Source organism: Pyrolobus fumarii 1A, from assembly GCF_000223395.1.
In the GTDB taxonomy this organism is placed as follows: Archaea; Thermoproteota; Thermoprotei_A; order Sulfolobales; family Pyrodictiaceae; genus Pyrolobus; species Pyrolobus fumarii.
In genome coordinates, this window is sequence record NC_015931.1 from 710,911 (window position 1) to 730,877 (window position 19,967).

Here is a 19,967-nt window from a genome sequence, read left to right on the forward strand (position 1 = left end):
ACCCCGACTTAGACTCTCTCGAGGAGTGTCGCGGTAGCGTTAGACGCGGGGCCTCCGATGTCAACCACTAGTGCACGTCTTGCGTTATCCACGTTAACACCTACGCCCTCACCTATGAGCTGTAGGTAGGCCTCTACAATCTGATAGACACCTGTCGCGCCGCCAACCTCGCCCCTAGCCTTGGTGCCACCACTCGGGTTCACTACCGGCCTATCGTTGGCCCCAAACCTTCCCTCCTCGAGCGCGCGTGCAGCGTGCCCTTTCTCCACCAGGCCTAGAGACTCAAGCGCCAGCAACCCTGTTATGCTGTACACGTCACGCAACTCTATAACGTCTATGTTTATTGGCGTTAGGTTGAACCTCTTGTATAGCCTCTCGGCGACTATCCTCACCGCGCGTAGCTCGTCAATAGCCGGGCGGAGTCCAAGGCTCTGGTAGTCCGTCGCAGCCTCGACACCCTTAACCTCCACGTGCTTCTCACAACCCTCCACACCCTCCCCCACTAGGAGCACCACAGCAGCACCATCGGAGACCGGCCCAGCATCGAACTGGTGTAGAGGCTCTGCTAGCAACGGGCTCCTCTCGACAGCCTCCGGCGTCAGCGGGTTCCTCAGGGCTGCGTACGGGTTTCCACGCGCATTTTCATGCATCCTAACCGGCCATAGGCTGAGCTGCCGCCGCGTCACTCCATACGTCTCCATATAGTACCTGGCCATCAGCGCATAGGCCGCCGCAACACCCATACCATAGTATCCCTCGTTTCTCGAATCCATCTCCAGCGTATCCACCCACCCATGGACCCACGTCGGGTGGTCAGCCAGCTTCTCAACACCAACGAGCAACACGCTACGATACGCACCAGACGCCACAAGACCATATGCCAGTGCTAGAGCCGCACCACCAGACCCTAGGCCAGCCTCTACACGGAAAGCAGGTCTAGGCGTCAACCCTAACCAGGTCGCCAGATGGTCACCCAGAACCAACTGGTCGCCAAGCACACCGGAGAACGCGCTAGCAACCACTATGGCCTCCGGCTCCGTGCAAAGCCCGCCTCGCTTCTCGGCGTCAAGAAGAGCTTTGTCCACCAGCTCGACATAATCAAGGTCGTAGTGCCTACCCGGCCTTAGTAAGCCAACAGATGCTATGAAAACACGCCTCATGGCACGCCACCGCACTGTTACGCCGGGCGCTATTCGCCTCAGATCCTGTGTATAAGACCCCTATACTTCGCGTATAGCGCGTAATCAACGTAGGCTTTTGACGCGATATAATCGTCGACTCCCGGTGCACGCTCACGAGCCTCGACAACCCTCTCCGTCACTATGAAGCTGTAAGCATCGCTACCAGCGCCACTACCGAACGGGGCAACCAATACACGCGCACCGGGTTCCGCGTGGTCAAGCACACGAGCAAAACCGAGCAACGCAGACGCGTTATACGTGTTGCCGATGAGAGGTGTGACAAGACCGGTCTTCACCTTCTCAGGTGGGAAGCCGAGCCTCTTAGCTATCTTTAATGGGAACTTACCATTAGGCTGGTGGAACACCACATAGTCAAAGTCGCTCGGCTTGAGGCCGAGCTCCTCCATGAGCCCCTTAACCGCACCCTCAATATGCGCGAAGTACGCTGGCTCCCCGGTGAACCCCTCCCCATGCCTCGGGTACTTGCTTCCATCCCTCCTCCAGAAGTCCGGCGTATCACTCACATAAGTGTAGACCCCCTCGACCACCGCCACGGCATCACTAGCAGAGCCAACGACAAAAGCAGCCGCACCACTCGAAGCACTAAACTCTAACACATCACCGGGATTAGCCTGTGCCGTGTCACTCGCAACCACAAGCGCATACTCCACCTGCCCGCTCGACACGAGGCCAAGAGCAGCACGCAAACCCTCGCTAGCAGCGCGACAAGCAAACTCCAAATCAGAAGCCATGGTGTGCGGCGTCGCACCCACCGCCTCAGCAATGATAGTCGCAGACGGCTTCACCGCATAAGGCTTAGACTCGCTACCAACAAACACAGCACCTATCCTCGAAGGCTCGACACCAGCCCTACGAACAGCGTTAAGAGCCGCCTCAACACCCATAGAAACACTATCCTCATCGATATAAGCCACGCTCTTCTCGCTCAACCCCAAGCCTTTAGGGACGGAAGGATCCCAACCCCAGACCTTAGCGATATCCTCGGCACGGATCCTAAACCTCGGGATATAGGCACCCCAGCCTATGACGCCAACGCCCTTCAATTCAGCCACGGCTCCACAGCCCCACCACGCAACAAGACCTCATCCTTTCTACTTGCACCAGTGGGATAAAAACCCAAGGACACTAGTCTGCCCACCAACGTTACCCACTATAGACACTAGTCTATTTTCACTAGTCTTCTCGCAAGACTCCACAAGCAGTAAATTAACATAAGTTAACTAAGAGCGGCTACACTATGAGAATAGCATGATAACATCTCGCACCATTTAAACAATGTTATAAATACATCCTCATCAAGAGGTTAACACAACACCATGAGAATAGAGTCTCGTAAAACTAAGAAAAAGAGGGAAATGATACTCGCGGCAAAAGGTTAACATAGGAGGGTAAGATGTTATATAAAAAAAGTTGGGGACATAGCCTATATAGACTCCTTCCATATTGTATGTACCCTCTTATGCCTGCTTGACGTACACGTTACCCGTGAACTTAAACCCATCAGTCGTCATGATGGTTATGACGTAGCTACCACCCGGCTGGAATCCGGCTGTGGACCACGCTGTACACGTCCACTTTAGTGTTGCTCTTTCGCCGGGTTTCACGAGATCAGGTGATGTAAGACCAGCGTCACTGTATGTACATTTCACATCACCTATCGTGATACTCTCGACGTTAGCATCGCCCGTACCCTCGTTTATTACTGTTGCAAGTAGCGTCCCATTTGTATACAGAGTAGCGTCAATTATTCTTAGTGCTGGTTTTGCAGTGTAACCGGTCCATAGGCCCATTAGCCAGCCAGCAACTGCAACACTGATGGCGATAGTCACTGCTATGATGATTATTGTTGCGATTACAGGGCTTATTGCCTTATAACTGCGGAACACGCCACCTTCACCCAATCCTTGTTAAGGACTGTATTAGACTTCGACTATTAAACACTATCTGTTATATTGCCTGCTACGAATACTACTTGATGAATTATGGTGGGGTATACTAACTTTATCTTAAAACGTTAATATTGCCAAACAACGATGATAATTTATCCAGCATTTTACAGCCTTTGGGAGGAGGCACTACCAGGGGTACAGTACTTATCTCCATACCCCTACTTATCGCGATCTCCTTTGTCACTTGAAGTGTCCCACTAGCTATACCTGCTAAGATGCTGAATGGTTTGCAAGACTGGCATACCTCACCTGTGACTACCCTGTTGACGATTATCGCTTTTGGTTTTAGATTATAGGATTCGAGTGCATGGAGAATCTCACGTACCTGCCACTCACCTCCAAACGCATCGACAACCACTATCGGCACGTGAGTCTCAGAGTGTATCGTTTGTAGGATTTCCTCTGCGAGTTTTCTCCACGACTTGATTATCTTGTCTATGGGTTCGTGCCCGCCGATCCGCAGTTTCGAGTATATCCTTGGCGCGAGGCGCAGGTGGCGATACAGTTTCTCCTCGAGCTCTAGCATGAGGAGGCCTCCGCCAGCACCTGGTGTATCCCATACTACTGCGTCAAACCTCTTCAACCCCTCAACGACCATCATGAGGTACACTTGTTCTAGTATCCAGGGAGCCTCCTCCAGGTAGGACAGGAGCGTCTCCTTGTCGACATCGAAGAGTAGACTAAAGACCTTGTATATCTCGTCGCCGAACCGCTCTCTCCACATGCGAGACGCGAGTTCCTTAGATACGGCTAGCACCTGCACCCCGCAAGCCTCGAACCACTCACCAGGCTTGCCAGTGCCCAGCACATCGATTATGCTTGGGAAGATGTCCGTGGATATCAGCCCGACATTCAAGCCGCGCTTACGAAGCGAGATGGCAAGGGCGGCCGCGAGGGTCGACTTTCCGACCCCGCCCTTCCCCCAGAGGCTTACCAGGAGGGGTCGGTGCGCCGGACTCTCAGCACCCGCCTCAGCCTCTAGTGTACTCCCCATCCCCCGTGCTCCACCCTAGCCTGGGAGGGGACAACCCTACCCTTTACCTTCGATGAGCGCCCGCACCCTCTCTACGAGCTTCTCTACCTGCACCAGCGCCTCTTTCACATCCTCGGCGTTGCACCATCCCTCATAGAAGCAGATGTACGTACCGTTAGCACTCATCCAGGCATTGTACACCCAGCTTCCAAACTCCCTCTTTAACCTCCTTGCATACTCCCATAGCTCACCATGACTACTCAACCTTTTCCTCTCTCTATGCCACGCATAAGCTTTGATTGCGAGCGCAGCAGCACCCCATATCTTCTCGGCAGCTTGCCTCACGTTACCCTTTTCAGCTTCCTCTCGGGCCTCCTGGAGAAGCAGATAGGCAGCCTCAATGTACTCGCGGGCCCTTTCATCCGGATCTTGGCTCGAGACTAGGAGTTCAGCTAGATACTCGTCGGGAGTGACACCGTGCTTCTCGGCCTCCCGTAGGATGCGATCTAGGAGTGAACGAGATAGGACAATAGGTGTGGTCAATCCCAGTCGCCCCTAGACTAGATAGGCTCCTTGTACCATAGTTGCGTCATCCTGCTGCGCTTAAGCTTCCACATCTCACGCTCAAGGAACCTGTATACCGTGCTATGTTGGCGTCCCTCAATGAGCATCTCTATTGCCTCGCGGGCAGCCTGAGCCGACTCATAGTCGCCTATTATAGCCACGTAGCTGTCATATACCGATATGTAGGTGCCGGTCATCTCCTCTATTGTGCGCCTCGCCCTGCCCTGCTCGCCTATGATGCGCCCCTTTATCCTCTGCAGGTGGTTCGGCGCGTCACCAACATACTGCTTTAAGTCAATGACTATCAGCACCTGGTCCTCGTCCAGCACCCTCATTGCGCGCTCCGGGCTAAAGCCGTAAGCTACGGCGCGGACAAACTCGCGTGCTTTCATCACCATGTATGGCGGGACATCCGGCGACTCCGGCTCAATAATCACGGTACCATTCTTGCTATCGACCGTTATCCTCGTCCGCGTCCTCTTCATCACCTCCTCCTTAACCTTACCACACTCGCCGATCAGCACTCCGATACGGTCGAGGGGCACCCTCTCATAGAGCCTTAGGAGGGGCATCGCGGAGTGGGCATCTTTGAAACGCTGCTCACCGGTCAACTGTTACACCCCGCCCGAGAAAATGGGAAGGTTGCAACCAGGGTGTCTAATACCCGCCTATCCTATTGAAACGTAACGGCGGTGATGTGGGCCAGGATTCGCCGACCCTAGACGGGGTTGAGGCGATCTCCCGAAGGCTGAGCCAACAGGCTGTAGACACGCCTCAGTATATCCTCGGCCTCGCCGCGTGCCAGGCCTAACAGCCTCTCGGCCTCGTAGATGGGCTTACCCTGCACCACTAGCAACACCAGCAGCACAATCTCTTTCTCGCTAAGCTCGTGATAGGCGCCCATCGAGTGCAGTATGTGCAGCCCGAGGAGCAGCACATCATGCACACTCTCGTAGGCTAGTTTACCATGCAGGAACAACTGGAGCCTCCCTAGCTGCTCGCTAGACAAGTTTGGAGCCTCGCAGCCACTCGGGATACCCTTCAAGAGAAGCGCCACTATCTCAGCCGGCATATCCCGAAACACGCTAGAACCACTGTACACCAAGCGACGCAAGAGACTACAAGATGCTACGCCAACCAGCCTAGCGGCTTTCTCGCCAAGCGGCTTGATCACGACGATGTTCTTCTCGCCGGTTGCCGGGTTGAACCTGGGCGAGACGTGAACCGGGATGTACCCATTCCTTAGCCAGAAGGCTAAGGGCTCATAATGCCCGAAACTGGCGCCAACCCACTCAACACCCTCGCTGGCCGCGATACGCTCTAGCTCTCGGAGCATAGCACTGCCGACACCACGCCTCTGTATACAAGGCGCCACCGCGATCCTAACAACACGGTAGCCGGGGCCAGGGTCGCCCCAACCCATCCTCACAAACACATCGGGTATGACTCCGCGCCCTCTGCTCCCCTCTCTAGGCTCGAGAACCGCGTCCAACGCGCCACCGACAGCATCATCGACAAAAGCTACTAGCAGACGGTGACCAGGCGCCTCAATGATAAGCTGTAGGTCGTTGGGAGAGTTCCTGTAGTGCGCAACAGCAAGAACAGCATAGATAGACTCGAGGAGCCCCTCATCCTCAACCAAAAGCCTACGGTCGACTTCCTCTATCCTTAGTCTCAGCGCGGATTCCCTCATCACTCGTCAGCCTGGCTAGGATTCAGCACCAGTTTACAATATGATGGTCAGCCGCCGCTGAAGTCCACATCGCCCATAGTTTGGGCTTAGGTAACCGGAGTTTCTCATCACCCAGCTGGTATGCGATGTTTCGCCAGGGTTAACTATCTTGAGCTAAACCTACCTCAACTAAGCTACACACCCCAACCTATACCACCACAGTTCAATTCTATCTCAATAACACGTCGTTATCGCTACATAACACCGGCGAGACCAAGTATAACATATGCTAAGGCACATACTATGCATATTGAACTATACAACTATAAACTGATATATTCCGATATGCATCCCACCCTTTATTCACAAATTGCTCATAATCTTCGAATTCGTTTTCACATACTCTACCCATACTTTTACAGTACATGATGCACGTCAATCTGGTTTTCAACGCGAATATAATCATTATGCACATGATGTTTGTTTGCACGCTATACATAGAGATACGTATAGCATTTTAACCATTCGTATACGATTACACATGTTGTATGAGTATCAATGGTATATTTGTTGTAGGTTTATGAGCTCAATACCAATGGTACTGGTTTTAACGGGATGGGGTCCGGCCAGGATATGCACGGGCCTAAGGGGTTGGGATTGGGCGAAGCAATGAGCGGTATAAGCGGAAAGGAAACTGTACAACTGCGCCTAGTTAATGTGATTATTGCTGCATATCAATACGCTCTACACAAGACGCTTGGCAGCAGCTCGGGTGCGATGACACAACTACTCATAACCAATCTCGGCGACGAGCTTGTCCATATGCTTGAAGAGACTGGGGTGAGCATTACAGCTGAGACGGATCCCGCGGATGCAATATCAAATGCTCTTCGCGAGCTAGGTATAGCGAAACACGTTGAAGTGGTAAAACCCGAGACACAGAGTGTAGGCGAGGAGTACATCATCAAGGTTTACGATAGCGTGTTTCGCGAGATACCAAAGTTTCTTGCCAAGCTTGGCGTCAAGTATACTCTCAGCCCAGAAGCGTTGCTGGTAGCCGCAATCATACGCGCTTATCTGCGCAAGAAGGATCCGAACGCTCGTGTAAATGTAACTGTTGACGAATATGCACCAGACAAGCCACTGACCATCCGTGTTAAGATACTAAGGGCGCTCAAGACCTAGTAGTTAGACCTCTGCTCAGCTATGTCTCGTTTTATATTTTTTTATATCTTTTCAAGTATGCATTCACCACACCTACAGATTATTCTCAGCTTTATGCCTGGCTCCCAGGCTTCCAGAAACGTTCTTGTTGAGGGTGTAAGCTTTAGCCTTGTGAGCTCGCCCCACCCAAACCAGCGTGCATCTTCTGCATCGCTCGAGGCGCGAGGCTGACTTGAGCTTCTACCCCAGAATACTATAATCAGGAAGTGGTAGTTTGTGCACATCACCTCTGCTATGCCAGCGATACCGTCAACCTTAACGTCGGCTATACCGGTTTCCTCGCGGAGCTCGCGGAGAGCTGCGGATAGAGTGTCCTCCCCGTGTTCCACGCGGCCGCCTGGTAAGCTCCAGTAGCCACGATACGGCTCGGATGCACGTTTAACGAGAAGCACCTTTCCATTGTTGAGCAGCAGTATAGATGAGGCGAGTATGGGGCTCCGGGCCCGCAGGGCTCGCAGCACCGGCCCCCATAGGTTAAGGGGCCTCAGCCTTTCCTCTTCTGCATCCACCCCCCGAGCCTCATAGCCCCGTTTACAAGAGGCACAGGAACCTCTTATTAAAATAAGGAGACTAGGTCATGCAGGCTCGAGTATGGGCTCCTCGGGGGGCTCGGGTAGCGCGGCCCTCGCCTCAGATGTCTCTCCCTGAGCCGCCTCCTCGATTAGATAGGATAATGCCATGTGAGCGTCCAGCTCCCCACGCATACTAGTCACTAGGGCGCGGAGGGCGGGCCTATCCTCTGCTAGGAGTACGGCCTCTATCTCCGAGAGCACCTCCATCGCATAGCGGATGGCGAGCCTATACTCCGTAGCGAGATCGCGTAGAACCTCCGCCACGCGCACGCACCATGCACTCATATTGGGTTGAGGGCGGGAGGAATCCCCTCGGCGCCGTATCCCCCCAGTGTCACCCAACACTCACCGCGCTACAGCGTTCCAGAGATACTCATAGTAACACATGGTGCAGCGCTTCGTCCGGTAAAGCATAGACACTGTTTCTAGTCTCTTGGCCGCTGGGGTGGGTAGCATCAAGTGTGTCATCTCCGAGGTTTTCGTTAGCCTGCAGGGTGAGGGGCCGCGGATAGGCACGCCAGCTTTGTTCGTGCGTCTCGCTGGTTGCAACCTAAGATGCCCCTGGTGCGACACGAAGTATGCATGGAGCGCGGGTAGACAAACATCTGTTGACGAACTCGTACACCACGTCGAGAAGATTGTTAATACGACCGGCGTACGTCTCCTGGTGTTCACGGGCGGCGAGCCACTTTTACAACGCGAGTGTCTAGTCACTCTCCTCGAGGAGCTGGGCTCCAGGGGTGTACATATAGAGGCTAGCATCGAGACTAATGGGACTATACCGCCGGGCCCGCTAGCCTATATGCTAGACCATGCAGTTATCTCGCCAAAACTGAGCAACAGCAACTATGGAGGCACAAACAAACCCTTATCGACACGCGTTGCACAGGAATGGTTACGCTTATACCATGAGAAGTTCCTACCGGTATACTGGAAGTTCGTAATTGGCTCCAGAGACGATCTCATCGAGGTTGACGAGTTTGTAGACAGGCATGGTATCAATCCCCAGGATGTATGGCTAATGCCCCTGTCAACGTCTATCGAGGAGCAGACCAGGCTATTGCCACTACTAGCAGGTCACGCTATAAGACGCGGATATAACGTCACGCCTAGATTGCAGCACTTGGCGCGCATAAAGTGACGCTAGTCATAAACAAGCAAACCTAGAACTGTTGATGCTGACAGATGCTAACCATTACCTCCGGCAATAGAAGTCGTATAAAGCTAGCGATTAAATCATTATTCCCACTCTGGTTCTCTTCGCGGGAGGACACTTACAATGGTTAAGACCCTATAACGCCTAGCGAGATTATCATAGATTTGCGGCTCTTAGCTCTTACAGTGACCATTGAGGCCACCAGAGAGTCTACATGCTATACACACCTTGAAAGCATACCAGTAGATTATGTCTTCTCGCCCGAGTTGCCCACCCCCTATCAGCGGGAGCTAAAGAGCCCAGTCTCCTAAGCTACTGGGTGTAAGCTTACCGTAAGTGGCTTGATCCGCTAGGCGCCTCCATGGTTACCGGGAGTGCTCTTATGCCGCGATATAAGCTTCCTGAAGAGTGGGTTGAGAAGGCTAGGGTTTTCGTTGAGGATGCTGAGAGGCATATAGAGGCGGGTCACTATTGGCTTGCATGCTTTGAGGCTCAACAAGCTGCCGAGTTGTACCTTAAGGCGTTGATAACTGCTGTTGCGGGTGTCCATCCATTCACACACGACCTTGTTGAGCTTCTCGAGGCTCTACGTGACCTCGGTTTCAACGTGCCCGAAGAGCTATACGTATATGCAGATGCACTTACACCCCACTATACACTGGCTAGATACCCGGGTAGAAAGCCGGTAACGTATAACAAGGGGCTCGCCAAGAGGTGCGTTAGATATGCAAGAATACTCATCGAGTGGGTTGAGAGCCAAGCTGCTCAAAGCGATGGCGGAGAGACTAAGGAGACAGGATAAGCTTCTAATGGAGTACGTGAAGAGAATCCTTGACAACTACCCTCACGCAAGGGTGATACTTATAGGCTCTCGTGCACGAGGCACCCAACTACCCTACAGCGATTTTGATCTCGTGGTCGTGCTACCCAGGGTACACGATAAGCTCACGCTAATAGAGGAGCTGAGGAGACTCAAGCCTAGAGGGCTAAACCTAGACCTCATAGTACTCGAGGAAAGCGAGTTATCCGATCCGATAGTGAAGAAGATGCTCAAGAACAGCATAGATCTTCACAATCCTCATAATGCACGTAATGTAGATACACGTTCCTCTTAGGAGGCGCTCTAAACGTCAATAGAGGGACGTAAAAGTCTATCCATGGATCGTATAGAGCATATAGGGGTAAAATGAGGACATCCACGCCATGGAGCACGCCACGAACGCATCAATTTATTCAAAAAAAAAAAATGTGCGATTAACGGCGGATATCTATCATGCCTACATACAATTAGCATTCTAGGCGTCATGATTGATGACGGCGTAGGTGTAACGCTACGGACGCGGCCAGAGTCGCGCCAGTTACGCCTATTATAGCTTGGAGCATCGACGTTTGTGTAGTCAATGTGTCCTCTACTTTACTGAGTCTGCCCTTCACGTTTGTCACCTCACTCTTCAAGTAGTTTACATCGGCTTCGATCTTTGACGTCTTGTCTATAACCTGGTCTATTTTGCCGGTGACTCGCTCCTCCATAGCCGATATACTACCCTTGACATCCGCCACAGCTTTGCCGATGCTATCCTCTACATACTTCTCAATGTGTGCTCGTGCCGTTTCTATCTCGCTTGCTAGCTTCTCTCCTACCTTCTTGACAGTCTCGCTGACACTGCTTATACTACTGGCGAGTTTCGCCTGTACCTCGTTCAGCGCGGTGATGATCGCATCCTGGCTCTCTGCAATCCTTCCAGATATCTCGTTTGCCACCGCCTCTAGTTTCTGCTCTACACGAGTCTCTATCTCGCTCAGCTTGTTGTTCAGCTTGTTTTCAAGCTCCGTTGCGACACTCGCAGCTAGCTTGTCAACAGTGACGCTTTGTATAGTGATGCCCTCGCCAGCCACATACTCGCCTTTATACACTGCCCTCACGGTAATGGTGTATGTCCCGGGTTCTACACCAGCGAGTTTGACTAGGTACGCTCCTTTCCCTAGACGCTCTACATGCACAGTAGGCTTGACCGGTCCTTCGACGCTCACGTCTAGTTCTGCATCAACCGGCTTATCATCTAGCGAGACTTGCACCGGGACAACTACAGTATCCTTAGCGTTGACGAGAACAGCGCCAATGCTTATCTTCAACGGCTTAGCTAGTCTAACTGCGATCCTCTCCGTGAATAGCTCCTGGATTAGCTCGAGATAGTTGTTTGCGAGGCTCGGGTAGTACATTACTATCGGCGACGGCAGCCTGGGCATCACGTATACTACATGGACGCCCGGCTTGTCATAGCTCACACTGAACTCTATACTATCGTTCAACGAGGTTACAACCAGGTCGCCATCTATGTACACCTCGACGGGTGTCGCTGGCATAGTAAGTAGCTGGGCAGCCCATACCTTAACATTCAGCCTGCCATCCTCGTGGTGGGCATATAGGCCTAGAGCGGATGCCGTCATGAGCACATAGCCGGACTTGTGCACAACACCTACCAGCATGTTGCCGGTCAGCTTGCCTCCAAGTTTTACTTGCTCGCCTGGCTTCGCTATCGTAATTGGCTTCAGAGCCGTAAGCTGGATGCCGAAGTTACGCTCGACAGCCACAGATGCAAGCTTGACACCGTCGCCCGCGACGACAAGGCTCTCTGTGTAACCAGGCTTGTAAATCGGCATCTTGCCCTCGACGTAAAGTGGCATGTATAGCACGGAGGCGTCAAATAACTTGAAGAACCTTGACAGCGTAACATTTGGCGCCGGCTTGGGCTCTGGTAGCGGCGCTGGCAGTGATAGTAGCGGGTCGCCCAGAAGCGTCAACTGGAGCACTGTTGTATGACCAAGGGTCACTGTCATACCACCCATACTGAGCTCCGGATATAGCTGCGATAGCGTATCATTGAGGTAGAGGACTGTTCCCTTCCAGACAGCCTCGCCTAGCGTCCTAGCTCCCGAGGCCCACGCCTTAGCCAGGTAACCGTGGAGGAGTATAGCGCCACCTATGTTTGCACTCACCAGACCATTCTTTACGGCGAATATTGGGATCTTGAACCACTCGAAGGCGGACCTTGCGTGACCAACGTATGCTACTCCACCCCATCCAGCTGCGATAGCCCACCCTACACTCGGCGGGCTAAACCATGGCGACGGGACTAGGTCGAAGTCCCATGCGCCATTCATACAGGCAACGCTCGTTACCACACCTATCTTTGTCCTCTTAGCGCTCTTCTCTAGCAGGTCGGTTGCGTTCACTAACTCCTCCCAAGTTATCATATTCACAGTCTCATTGTACACTAGGTCTGCCCATGAGTTGCCACTGCCATGCGCAATCACTGTTATCCATGCTGGCTGCTCCTTCTCGAGGAAGAGGCTACGGAAGTTCTCTCTAGTGTAGTTGCCGAGAACCCTAGTCATGAACTGAGGCTCTAGGTTTCTGAAGATGCCTAGCTTTACGCTGTATGTCGAGATGCCAGCCTCTCCTACGGGTGGCGCCATAGCGAACGGGTATCCTCCTATGACGAGTATGGTGGGGCTCCGCTGGTACTCCTCGTACAGCTTTACCTTCTCGAAGTACATCTGGATTAGGTATGGGTTGCTAAACGGCAGCCTCCCGACGTAGACATCTGGGTTGAAGTCGAGGTCGAGATCAGCATAGAGGTAGTCGGTTGGTATCCACCCGTTGTACGGGTCTACGAAGAAGTATTCTATGATGCTGAGGTAGTAGTAGCTCGGCGGTATTTCGGACGCGGAGCCCACTATGAGCACATGGGTTACTCCGTATGCCTGCTTCGCAAGCGCGATGAAGCCCCTTACCTGGGCAGCCAGAGTGAAATTATAGTATTGCATGATCTCTGGTGGCGGCGGGTACACTGGCATTAGTATGCCGGGTAGCGGTATCTGCGGGAATAGAGGTGGCGCCTTTGTCACGTTCTCGAGGCTTGCAGCCACCACCTTAACGTTTGGATGGACGCTCTTCTCCAGCTCGGCTACCAGCTTCGCAATTTCCATGGTAGGGGCGATTACGAGCAGGACTGGCGAAGTACTACTCTCACTCTGCATCTCTACCTTCTCGGCGTACACCTTGACGCGCAGCATCGACGTGTATACTACCTTACCATCGTGATGTTGAACCGGGTATATGTAGATGTGTAGTACCTTCTTGCCGTTGAGTTTCAATGCGAAGTACGTGTAGTAGACTCCTGGTGTCACTCGCTCATAGAAGCTCTCTACAGTGCCACGTACCAGAGGCTTGTCCGTATCGAGGCGCAGGGGAGAAGGCATAGGCTCGACGGGCTTAACCAGCTTAAGCTCTTGGATTGATAACGGCTCGACGACTACTACCGGGCGCGTGTCCAGTGGTAACTCGAACACCATGTGTATCGCTGGGAGTCTCGGGCCTCCAGGCAACCCGACATACACTACCTTGCCTGTGCTCGCGTGTAGCTCTAGCTTACTCCAGTTACCATCTTCATCGACATTGAGTCCTATGTAGATAGTCTTCTCGTACAGAAGGGTCGAGTCGCGCGGGACCACGGGGTTCGGCATTGCTACGCCAAGCGACGCTAGGGTCTCCGCGGGGCTCGAGGCTGCAGCTAATATCGGCGTTACTGCGAGCAACACTACGAGCGTAATAATAGCAGCTAGTACTCTACGATGACCAGACATACTTTCATCCATATCGGAGGGGCTCTGTAACTTGTATAACAGCGTTACTGGATGTGCACACTCGTATCCCACAATCTCCTAACGGCCACGCGCAGAGCTTCACGTAACTCTTCTATGCTTTTGACAACCCTGTGGTATTTCAACCTGAGTAGCTCGCGGATACGAGGATTGAGGTACCTACGGTCCCCGAGAATGTATATTGCGCGATCCTCGTCGCTACGTATTGCTCTACCCAGCGCCTGCCTGGCCTTCACGTAAGCCGTGACAGTGTATACGTAGTAACTGGCCTGAACCGGACCAACCTTCTCTGCAAGCTTCTCTATAACAGCCTTTGTGTAGTCATCGGGTTGCGGGTACGGGACGCCAGCCAGCATAACAGCGCTTATCAAACTCCTACCGTCACGGGTCAACTCTACTCCTTCCACGAGTTTCCCTCCAGCCACAGCATTCACTACCACCACTCTATGCTTCTCTAGGAGTTTCTCCACCTCCTTTCTCAAAGCATCAATGTTTGTATCCCTCTCTTCGCTAACCATCACCACGTTACTAGAGAGCCTCGATACAATCTCTTTCATGAACTCGTAGCTCGGATAGACTACTAGTATGGCGCCCCTCAGTTCCTCCGCCAGCGTCTTCACGTACGAGGCGTACATATTGTACATCTCGCCGCTGCGTTCCCCGTAGCGTGACGTCAACTCGAGCGTCACAATCGTGTAGTACTTGCCGGATATGTTGGATCCGTAGAGCAGCTCGGTGTCTATACTTACGCTACGCCTCTCGACGCAAAGAACGTCCCTGATGAACCTCTCGGGTGGCAGCGTCCCGCTCATCAGTATCACAGCCTTTGCGTTCATCAACGGTTCTCTGGTCACAACACAGTGGTCTACGGGCAGCGCTACTAGTTCTGCCTCGCCACTCTTACCCCTAGTGACGAACACCTCTACACCCTCGAGAGACACTAGAGACGCGAAGACGGCAACCCTCGTCGCCGCGACACGTATGCGTGCTGCACTCGACGCACCCCCGCCAAGTGCTTCCCTGAACTTCTCGAGTCGAATCTCGGCAGCTAGGTCTGCTAATGCACCAGGATCCTCAACGGCACGGAGAACGATGGTCTTGTTTATGCGGCGTAGGCGGCCCTCGGGGGGCGGTTTCAGCTTAGCTAGTATACTGCGGAGTCTGGCAGCGACCGTCCTTCCCCACTCGGAGTCCGGTGCATACCTCTCAACCTCGGCGGCGAATGCCTCCACGTCGCGCCTCCGCAGCCTCTCCTCCAGTATCGAGCTAACGTCCATCAATGCATGCGCCTCATCCACGACGATGACATAGTCGCTGTACTCGTGCGGCTCGAACACAGACTCGAAGATGTCACGCTTGAAGACATAAGGGTACGTCGCTACTATGAATTTCACATCATCCACTAGCATCTTGAGCGCGAAGAATGGACATAGTCCCAGCTTCTCTAACTCCCGTACAGCGGCATACGGGCTAGGAGCGACCCTCCTAACCGCGTTGATTACAGGGCCTTTCACATCACCCATCTGGACTAGGTTCTCGTAGTAGGGGCAGACGCCCTTCAAGCGGGCCAAGCGGCAATTCTCCCAGAACTCGTCGGGAGGCGGCGCCTCGCCACGCTCCCCGCGCAGCAGAGGGCACATCCTCCTAGCACTATAGAGGAAGACGTAGTCGACACCGAAGCGGCTTAACTCGCGAAGCACCGGCTCTATCTCGTTACGCGTCCTCACAAGATACAACACGCGCTCTACCCCAGCCAGGAGCAGCCCGTATATCACTGCAGCCGTCTTGCCGAAGCCCGTCGGCGCCCTCAGCAGTAGAACCTCGCCCCTCTCAACAACCCTCTTTACAACCTCGGCTACCTCGCGCTGCCCTCGGCGGAACCTATCATACGGGAACCTCACGTTCTCTTGCTTGCCAGCGTTGCTCACTACCCCTCCCCTTACTTCTAGCCAAGCCTACAGGCTAGCCTCGGCCCCCGGTAAGCGGTACGGACGACAGGCTGTAGACACCGACCCGCTAATGCACGACAGTGTTTAGGGCCGCGAGAACACGAGATTCGAATCCTGGGCCGTGACGACACCTCGTTGAGCTGACCCGTGATGAGGGGTTGCCGGGTCGCGAGCCCCGCCCTTAGCGCCGCGCTATCAAGTCGAGTATGGCTTGTAAAAGCTCCTCCGGCGTCGCCACCCTCTCACCACAACTATATCCACTCCAGGCGTATCCACGCGGATATGGAGGGCGGTACGCGAAGCGTATAGACTCGACACGCTCCACGCTAGAAGCTATACACGTGTTGCCCGGCTTATCATCCACGTAGATGAGTTTATCTAGATGCTCGTCCTCCACTAGGTTCTTCAGCGCGTCCCTTAGCCCCCCGGGCTCATACACTACAACCCTATCAACCAACATGTTGACCCCGTATGCCTCCACTCTTCTCATCTTCTCGTCGCGTGTCGCATCCGCGCCACACACGATGTACAGCTTAACGCCGAGACCTCGCAACTTCCACAACAAGTCGACAACACCAGTGGGCCTCCCCAGGGCTACCCTCGACACCCATATGACGTCATGGATTAACGGCGGTAAGTTGAACACACTGTAGGCTCTCCTCCTATCCCACGCACCAAGGTACTCCGCTATATCCTCGAGATGCTGGAGAATCTCCGGCGGCAGGCGTAACGCTGTTGCCAACTCGGCTAGTAGACTAGGCATGAACCAATAGGTATCGTAGAGTACACCATCGAAATCAAACGCCACGCCAAGCTTCAAAACTCTCACCCATTCTGGGGCTCGTGCCGGTCGGTAAAGCCAGGGTTCAGCATAGGCATGTCCTCAGGATTCCCGCCCGGGAGGACCTCCTCATCCCGTGTTCTTGACTAGCGGTAAAACACGCCTGCCTAAAAACAAGCTTGGGTTCATACAACGAGCCTTGGCTCGCTTCACCCGCTGGTTGCCCCGCTCGATACAACACCAGTTTGACCGCTTTCCAGCTTCGAGAGAGCTATACCAGAGTAATAGTAGACTAGTATGGATGTGACCAGGAGTAGTGCAGCACCAACCGACATGTTGAAGATGGACAGCACCATGCCTACGAGCAGCAAGATACCTGCTATCTTCAACCCTCCTTCGATCTTATCAAGGCGTAGGAGCATTATCGCGAACATTACTCCACCTATGAAGCTTATCAATGCGCCGAGGAACATCCCACCAAAGGCGGCAAGTGCAAGCCCGACTACGCCGCTACTGACCAGAGCTATGGCAACCACTATTGACAATAGTATTATCACGTACCCGATTAGCACGAGGAGTGCTCCGGTGGCGCCTATCCCGTAGCTAGGGTCGTACAGTGAAAGGTGTGTTGCAGCACGACGCCATACAATCCATGCCAGGATGGCGAGTACAAGCCCAAGGGCTATTGCGGCGAAATACGGGATTGTAGCCAGGAGGACCCTACCGATTATCCGGGTTGCATGCTCTGGCCCCATTGGCGCTTCTGCAGGCACAGCAATGCCGCCCATCGCAGCTAAGGAACTCGCTATCATGAACACCCCGCCAGCCACTATAAGCACGAAGGAGATTATGTTGTATAGCGCTCCTCTGCGCAGCGCCGCGAGACCCTCACGCAGCGCATTGTGTTTATCGTTTCCTAAGGCTCCCGTCTCTGATGTTATAGCCACTGGGCTACACCTCTATACCATGTTGTAATACCAGTAGGTGACTAAAGGGAGTTATGGCTCAACGTTCTCACCTATGAGTACCCACTATGCACACAAACCCTGCCCTCTCACTACATTCGAGGCGAGGCTCTTCAACATCACGTGGCCCCGGGGGATTCGTGTATAGCGTTGATACGCAACGTTCCACGCTTAACCCTGCTCCTTTCATTATCGCTGCTACCTCGCCTACCGTGTAGAAGCGCGCATACTTGTAGAACGGATTTCGAGACAAACGCGTCTTGTACATCACTCCCCACGGCGAGTCTCTAGGTACTATGCACGCTACGACTTTCCGTGCCACTCTAGCAGCCTCTGTCAACACTCGTTGAGGTTCACGCACGAAACACAGCGTGACAACCAGTAGCACTACATCCAGGCTATTGCCTCGCAGTGGCAGCGTCTCGCCCACACCCTGTACAACGTCAACGCCCCTCCTCTTAGCAAGGCCCAACATGGACAAAGATGGGTCGATGCCTAGCAGTACGCCTAGCCTAGCGGCGAAACGCCCTGTCCCTACCCCAACCTCGACAGCACGTAACGTCTCGCTACCCTCCAACGCCTTTGCAACCGCCCTCACCTCGCTCTCGTATAGCACGCGGTTACGCTCATACCATTCATCGTATCTAGCCCAGTACTCGTCAAAAACACGCACTTCAGGCCTGTCCACGGTCAAAGCCCAACCGCTCCCAAGATGCAAGAGGCTACAGCCAAACGTTAAACAGAGCAGGGTGCACAACACGTCTCTGCCGGGGGCTTGCGCCCCTCGGCCGACGCCCGGCTGACACCGGCCGCTATGCCGAGCCCGGGATGAAGCCGGGTCCTGCTCGGGCACCCCGCGCCTAACAATACGGATACGGGAGTTCGCCACTACACTCTACCAGGGTAACGTTGAGGGTGTACCAACGTGCCTAGAGGCGCAGTTATACTTGTTGAGCATCGTGACACCAAGTATAGCATTAACGCTCTTGTGGCGTCGCTTGACGCTGCCCGCGTAGCAGATGTCATGGTATCTAGGTGGCTTAGCGAGGCGCTTAGCACTCTGACCGGGATCGTCGAACGCTATGAGCGTATAGTTGTCGGCGTTTCTCTCATGACCGAGCATTTCGTCACAGAGTTTAGCGCTATACGCGAGTTTGTGTCAAAGGCTAGGCGGGTGGCAGGAGAGAAGCTCCTTCTGGTTGCAGGCGGGCCCCACGCTACTGGCGACCCTCTCGGCACGCTACGGACTGGTTTTGATGCCGTTGTTGTCGGTGAGGGCGAGGTTACACTACCCCTGCTCGTAGAGGCGTGGTTCGAGGAAGGCTGGGACGGCGTCACTCGCGTTAAGGGCGTCGCATTCCTCGAAGAGGATAGACTCGTGTATACTGGCCACCGGCCCAGGATCAACCTTGACGAGTACTGGTCCTTCCCGTGGTGGAGACGCCGCTTCTCACCCATCGAGATAACCAGGGGTTGCCACTGGGGCTGCAGGTACTGCGAAACCTGGTTCATACATGGTGGTAGGGAGAGACACAGGAGTATAGAGAGTATACTGGAGCACGTGAGGATAATGCTGAAGCATGGATTACGAGATATACGGTTTATCACACCGAACGCGCTTGGCTATGGGGAGCGTGTAAGGGGAGAGAGATGCCTAGATCTTGTCGGCGACCTGCTTGAGACTATCCACAGAGTCGGTAGCCGCGAGGGCGCACGCATATTCTTCGGTAGCTTCCCTAGCGAGGTCCGACCAGAGTACGTTGACGACGAGGCGGCTAGGCTGTTAAAACGCTATGTCGCAAACAAGCGCGTGATTATAGGCGCCCAGTCTGGCAGCGAGAGGATACTAAAATTGCTGAATAGGGGACACACGCCAGAGGACGTGCTAAACGCCGTGCATGTGCTAGTGAGGCACGGCTTCCGCCCCGAGGTGGACTTCATTTTCGGTCTGCCCGGCGAGACTAGAGAAGACATAGAGGCGAGCCTCAACCTGATGAAACAGATTGTCAAGCTTGGTGGCCGTGTACACGCACACACCTTCATGCCGTTACCAGGGACACCGTTGGAATCAGCACCGGGCGGTAGGATACCACAGTGGCTGCGCCGGGAGATACACAGGCTAATAGGCTTTGGCGGCCTTTATGGTCAGTGGGAGAAGCAGGAGAAGCTTGCTCAACTGATACACGATTTCTACCGTAAGGGGTTGATACAGGGGCTACGCGGCTGGAGCAACGCCATACTAAGGCCCGGCAGTATGTGACCCAACTGCTCTGGATCTCTCTTCAGAGGCGCGTC

Annotated in this window: 19 protein-coding genes; 5 read left to right on the forward strand and 14 right to left on the reverse strand. The window is 53.8% G+C overall.

Annotated features, from left to right (window positions below):
- Positions 1 to 8 precede the first annotated feature (8 nt).
- The 7 genes from PYRFU_RS03770 to PYRFU_RS03800 all read right to left on the reverse strand — a co-directional run bounded on the left by PYRFU_RS03770 (position 9) and on the right by PYRFU_RS03800 (position 6,381).
- Positions 9 to 1,160: a thiolase family protein gene (locus PYRFU_RS03770; protein WP_014026312.1), complete on the reverse strand. Its 1,152-nt coding sequence runs from the start codon at positions 1,158 to 1,160 to the stop codon at positions 9 to 11.
- A 38-nt stretch (positions 1,161 to 1,198) separates the two neighbouring features.
- Positions 1,199 to 2,254 (reverse strand): hydroxymethylglutaryl-CoA synthase, encoded by a 1,056-nt coding sequence (locus tag PYRFU_RS03775; protein ID WP_014026313.1) that lies wholly within the window; start codon positions 2,252 to 2,254, stop codon positions 1,199 to 1,201.
- Between the two features lie 405 nt (positions 2,255 to 2,659).
- A complete protein-coding gene (locus PYRFU_RS09880) occupies positions 2,660 to 3,088 on the reverse strand; it encodes an archaellin/type IV pilin N-terminal domain-containing protein (RefSeq protein ID WP_052296928.1) in 429 nt (142 codons plus the stop codon).
- Positions 3,089 to 3,203: 115 nt separating this feature from the next.
- Entirely contained in the window at positions 3,204 to 4,145 is a 942-nt protein-coding gene (locus tag PYRFU_RS03785) for an ArsA family ATPase (protein ID WP_014026315.1), read from the reverse strand.
- Between the two features lie 36 nt (positions 4,146 to 4,181).
- Positions 4,182 to 4,667, reverse strand: coding sequence for a PaREP1 family protein (locus PYRFU_RS03790; protein WP_014026316.1), 486 nt, complete (start codon positions 4,665 to 4,667; stop codon positions 4,182 to 4,184).
- A gap of 17 nt (positions 4,668 to 4,684) precedes the next feature.
- Positions 4,685 to 5,260: a KH domain-containing protein gene (locus PYRFU_RS03795; protein ID WP_048192371.1), complete on the reverse strand. Its 576-nt coding sequence runs from the start codon at positions 5,258 to 5,260 to the stop codon at positions 4,685 to 4,687.
- 146 nt (positions 5,261 to 5,406) lie between these two features.
- Positions 5,407 to 6,381 (reverse strand): GNAT family N-acetyltransferase, encoded by a 975-nt coding sequence (locus PYRFU_RS03800; protein ID WP_014026318.1) that lies wholly within the window; start codon positions 6,379 to 6,381, stop codon positions 5,407 to 5,409.
- Positions 6,382 to 7,017: 636 nt separating this feature from the next.
- On the opposite strand from PYRFU_RS03800, the gene PYRFU_RS03805 reads away from it, so the two are divergent.
- The gene (locus PYRFU_RS03805; RefSeq protein WP_014026319.1) at positions 7,018 to 7,545 is read left to right on the forward strand and encodes a hypothetical protein; all 528 of its coding nucleotides are present in this window, start codon (positions 7,018 to 7,020) and stop codon (positions 7,543 to 7,545) included.
- Positions 7,546 to 7,586: 41 nt separating this feature from the next.
- Here PYRFU_RS03805 and PYRFU_RS03810 read toward each other — a convergent pair whose 3' ends face one another.
- Both PYRFU_RS03810 and PYRFU_RS03815 read right to left on the reverse strand, forming a co-directional pair.
- A complete protein-coding gene (locus tag PYRFU_RS03810) occupies positions 7,587 to 8,093 on the reverse strand; it encodes an NUDIX hydrolase (RefSeq protein ID WP_014026320.1) in 507 nt (168 codons plus the stop codon).
- A 66-nt stretch (positions 8,094 to 8,159) separates the two neighbouring features.
- Positions 8,160 to 8,420, reverse strand: coding sequence for a hypothetical protein (locus tag PYRFU_RS03815; RefSeq protein WP_048191536.1), 261 nt, complete (start codon positions 8,418 to 8,420; stop codon positions 8,160 to 8,162).
- Positions 8,421 to 8,589: 169 nt separating this feature from the next.
- On the opposite strand from PYRFU_RS03815, the gene PYRFU_RS03820 reads away from it, so the two are divergent.
- The 3 genes from PYRFU_RS03820 to PYRFU_RS03830 all read left to right on the forward strand — a co-directional run bounded on the left by PYRFU_RS03820 (position 8,590) and on the right by PYRFU_RS03830 (position 10,427).
- Complete coding sequence (locus PYRFU_RS03820) at positions 8,590 to 9,297, forward strand: 7-carboxy-7-deazaguanine synthase QueE (RefSeq protein WP_014026322.1); 708 nt, start codon at positions 8,590 to 8,592, stop codon at positions 9,295 to 9,297.
- A gap of 397 nt (positions 9,298 to 9,694) precedes the next feature.
- Positions 9,695 to 10,114, forward strand: a complete 420-nt coding sequence (locus PYRFU_RS03825) for a HEPN domain-containing protein (protein ID WP_014026323.1) — start codon at positions 9,695 to 9,697, stop codon at positions 10,112 to 10,114.
- On the forward strand, positions 10,086 to 10,427 hold the full coding sequence (locus PYRFU_RS03830) for a nucleotidyltransferase domain-containing protein (RefSeq protein ID WP_048191538.1): 342 nt from the start codon (positions 10,086 to 10,088) through the stop codon (positions 10,425 to 10,427). The genes PYRFU_RS03825 and PYRFU_RS03830 overlap by 29 nt, the downstream gene beginning before the upstream one ends.
- Before the next feature lie 187 nt (positions 10,428 to 10,614).
- Here PYRFU_RS03830 and PYRFU_RS03835 read toward each other — a convergent pair whose 3' ends face one another.
- The 5 genes from PYRFU_RS03835 to PYRFU_RS03855 form a co-directional block, all read right to left on the reverse strand.
- Positions 10,615 to 13,959 carry a C25 family cysteine peptidase gene (locus PYRFU_RS03835; RefSeq protein WP_014026325.1) on the reverse strand — a complete coding sequence of 1,115 codons (3,345 nt, stop codon included), beginning with the start codon at positions 13,957 to 13,959 and terminating at the stop codon, positions 10,615 to 10,617.
- Between the two features lie 44 nt (positions 13,960 to 14,003).
- Positions 14,004 to 15,905 carry an ATP-dependent DNA helicase gene (locus PYRFU_RS03840; protein WP_014026326.1) on the reverse strand — a complete coding sequence of 634 codons (1,902 nt, stop codon included), beginning with the start codon at positions 15,903 to 15,905 and terminating at the stop codon, positions 14,004 to 14,006.
- A gap of 202 nt (positions 15,906 to 16,107) precedes the next feature.
- A complete protein-coding gene (locus PYRFU_RS03845) occupies positions 16,108 to 16,746 on the reverse strand; it encodes an HAD family hydrolase (RefSeq protein ID WP_048191539.1) in 639 nt (212 codons plus the stop codon).
- A gap of 170 nt (positions 16,747 to 16,916) precedes the next feature.
- On the reverse strand, positions 16,917 to 17,654 hold the full coding sequence (locus tag PYRFU_RS03850) for a DUF973 family protein (RefSeq protein ID WP_014026328.1): 738 nt from the start codon (positions 17,652 to 17,654) through the stop codon (positions 16,917 to 16,919).
- Positions 17,655 to 17,721: 67 nt separating this feature from the next.
- Positions 17,722 to 18,360, reverse strand: a complete 639-nt coding sequence (locus tag PYRFU_RS03855; RefSeq protein ID WP_244403894.1) for a class I SAM-dependent methyltransferase — start codon at positions 18,358 to 18,360, stop codon at positions 17,722 to 17,724.
- Between the two features lie 237 nt (positions 18,361 to 18,597).
- Between PYRFU_RS03855 and PYRFU_RS03860 the strand changes: the two genes are divergently transcribed.
- Positions 18,598 to 19,932 (forward strand): TIGR04013 family B12-binding domain/radical SAM domain-containing protein, encoded by a 1,335-nt coding sequence (locus tag PYRFU_RS03860; protein WP_014026330.1) that lies wholly within the window; start codon positions 18,598 to 18,600, stop codon positions 19,930 to 19,932.
- Positions 19,933 to 19,967 lie beyond the last annotated feature (35 nt).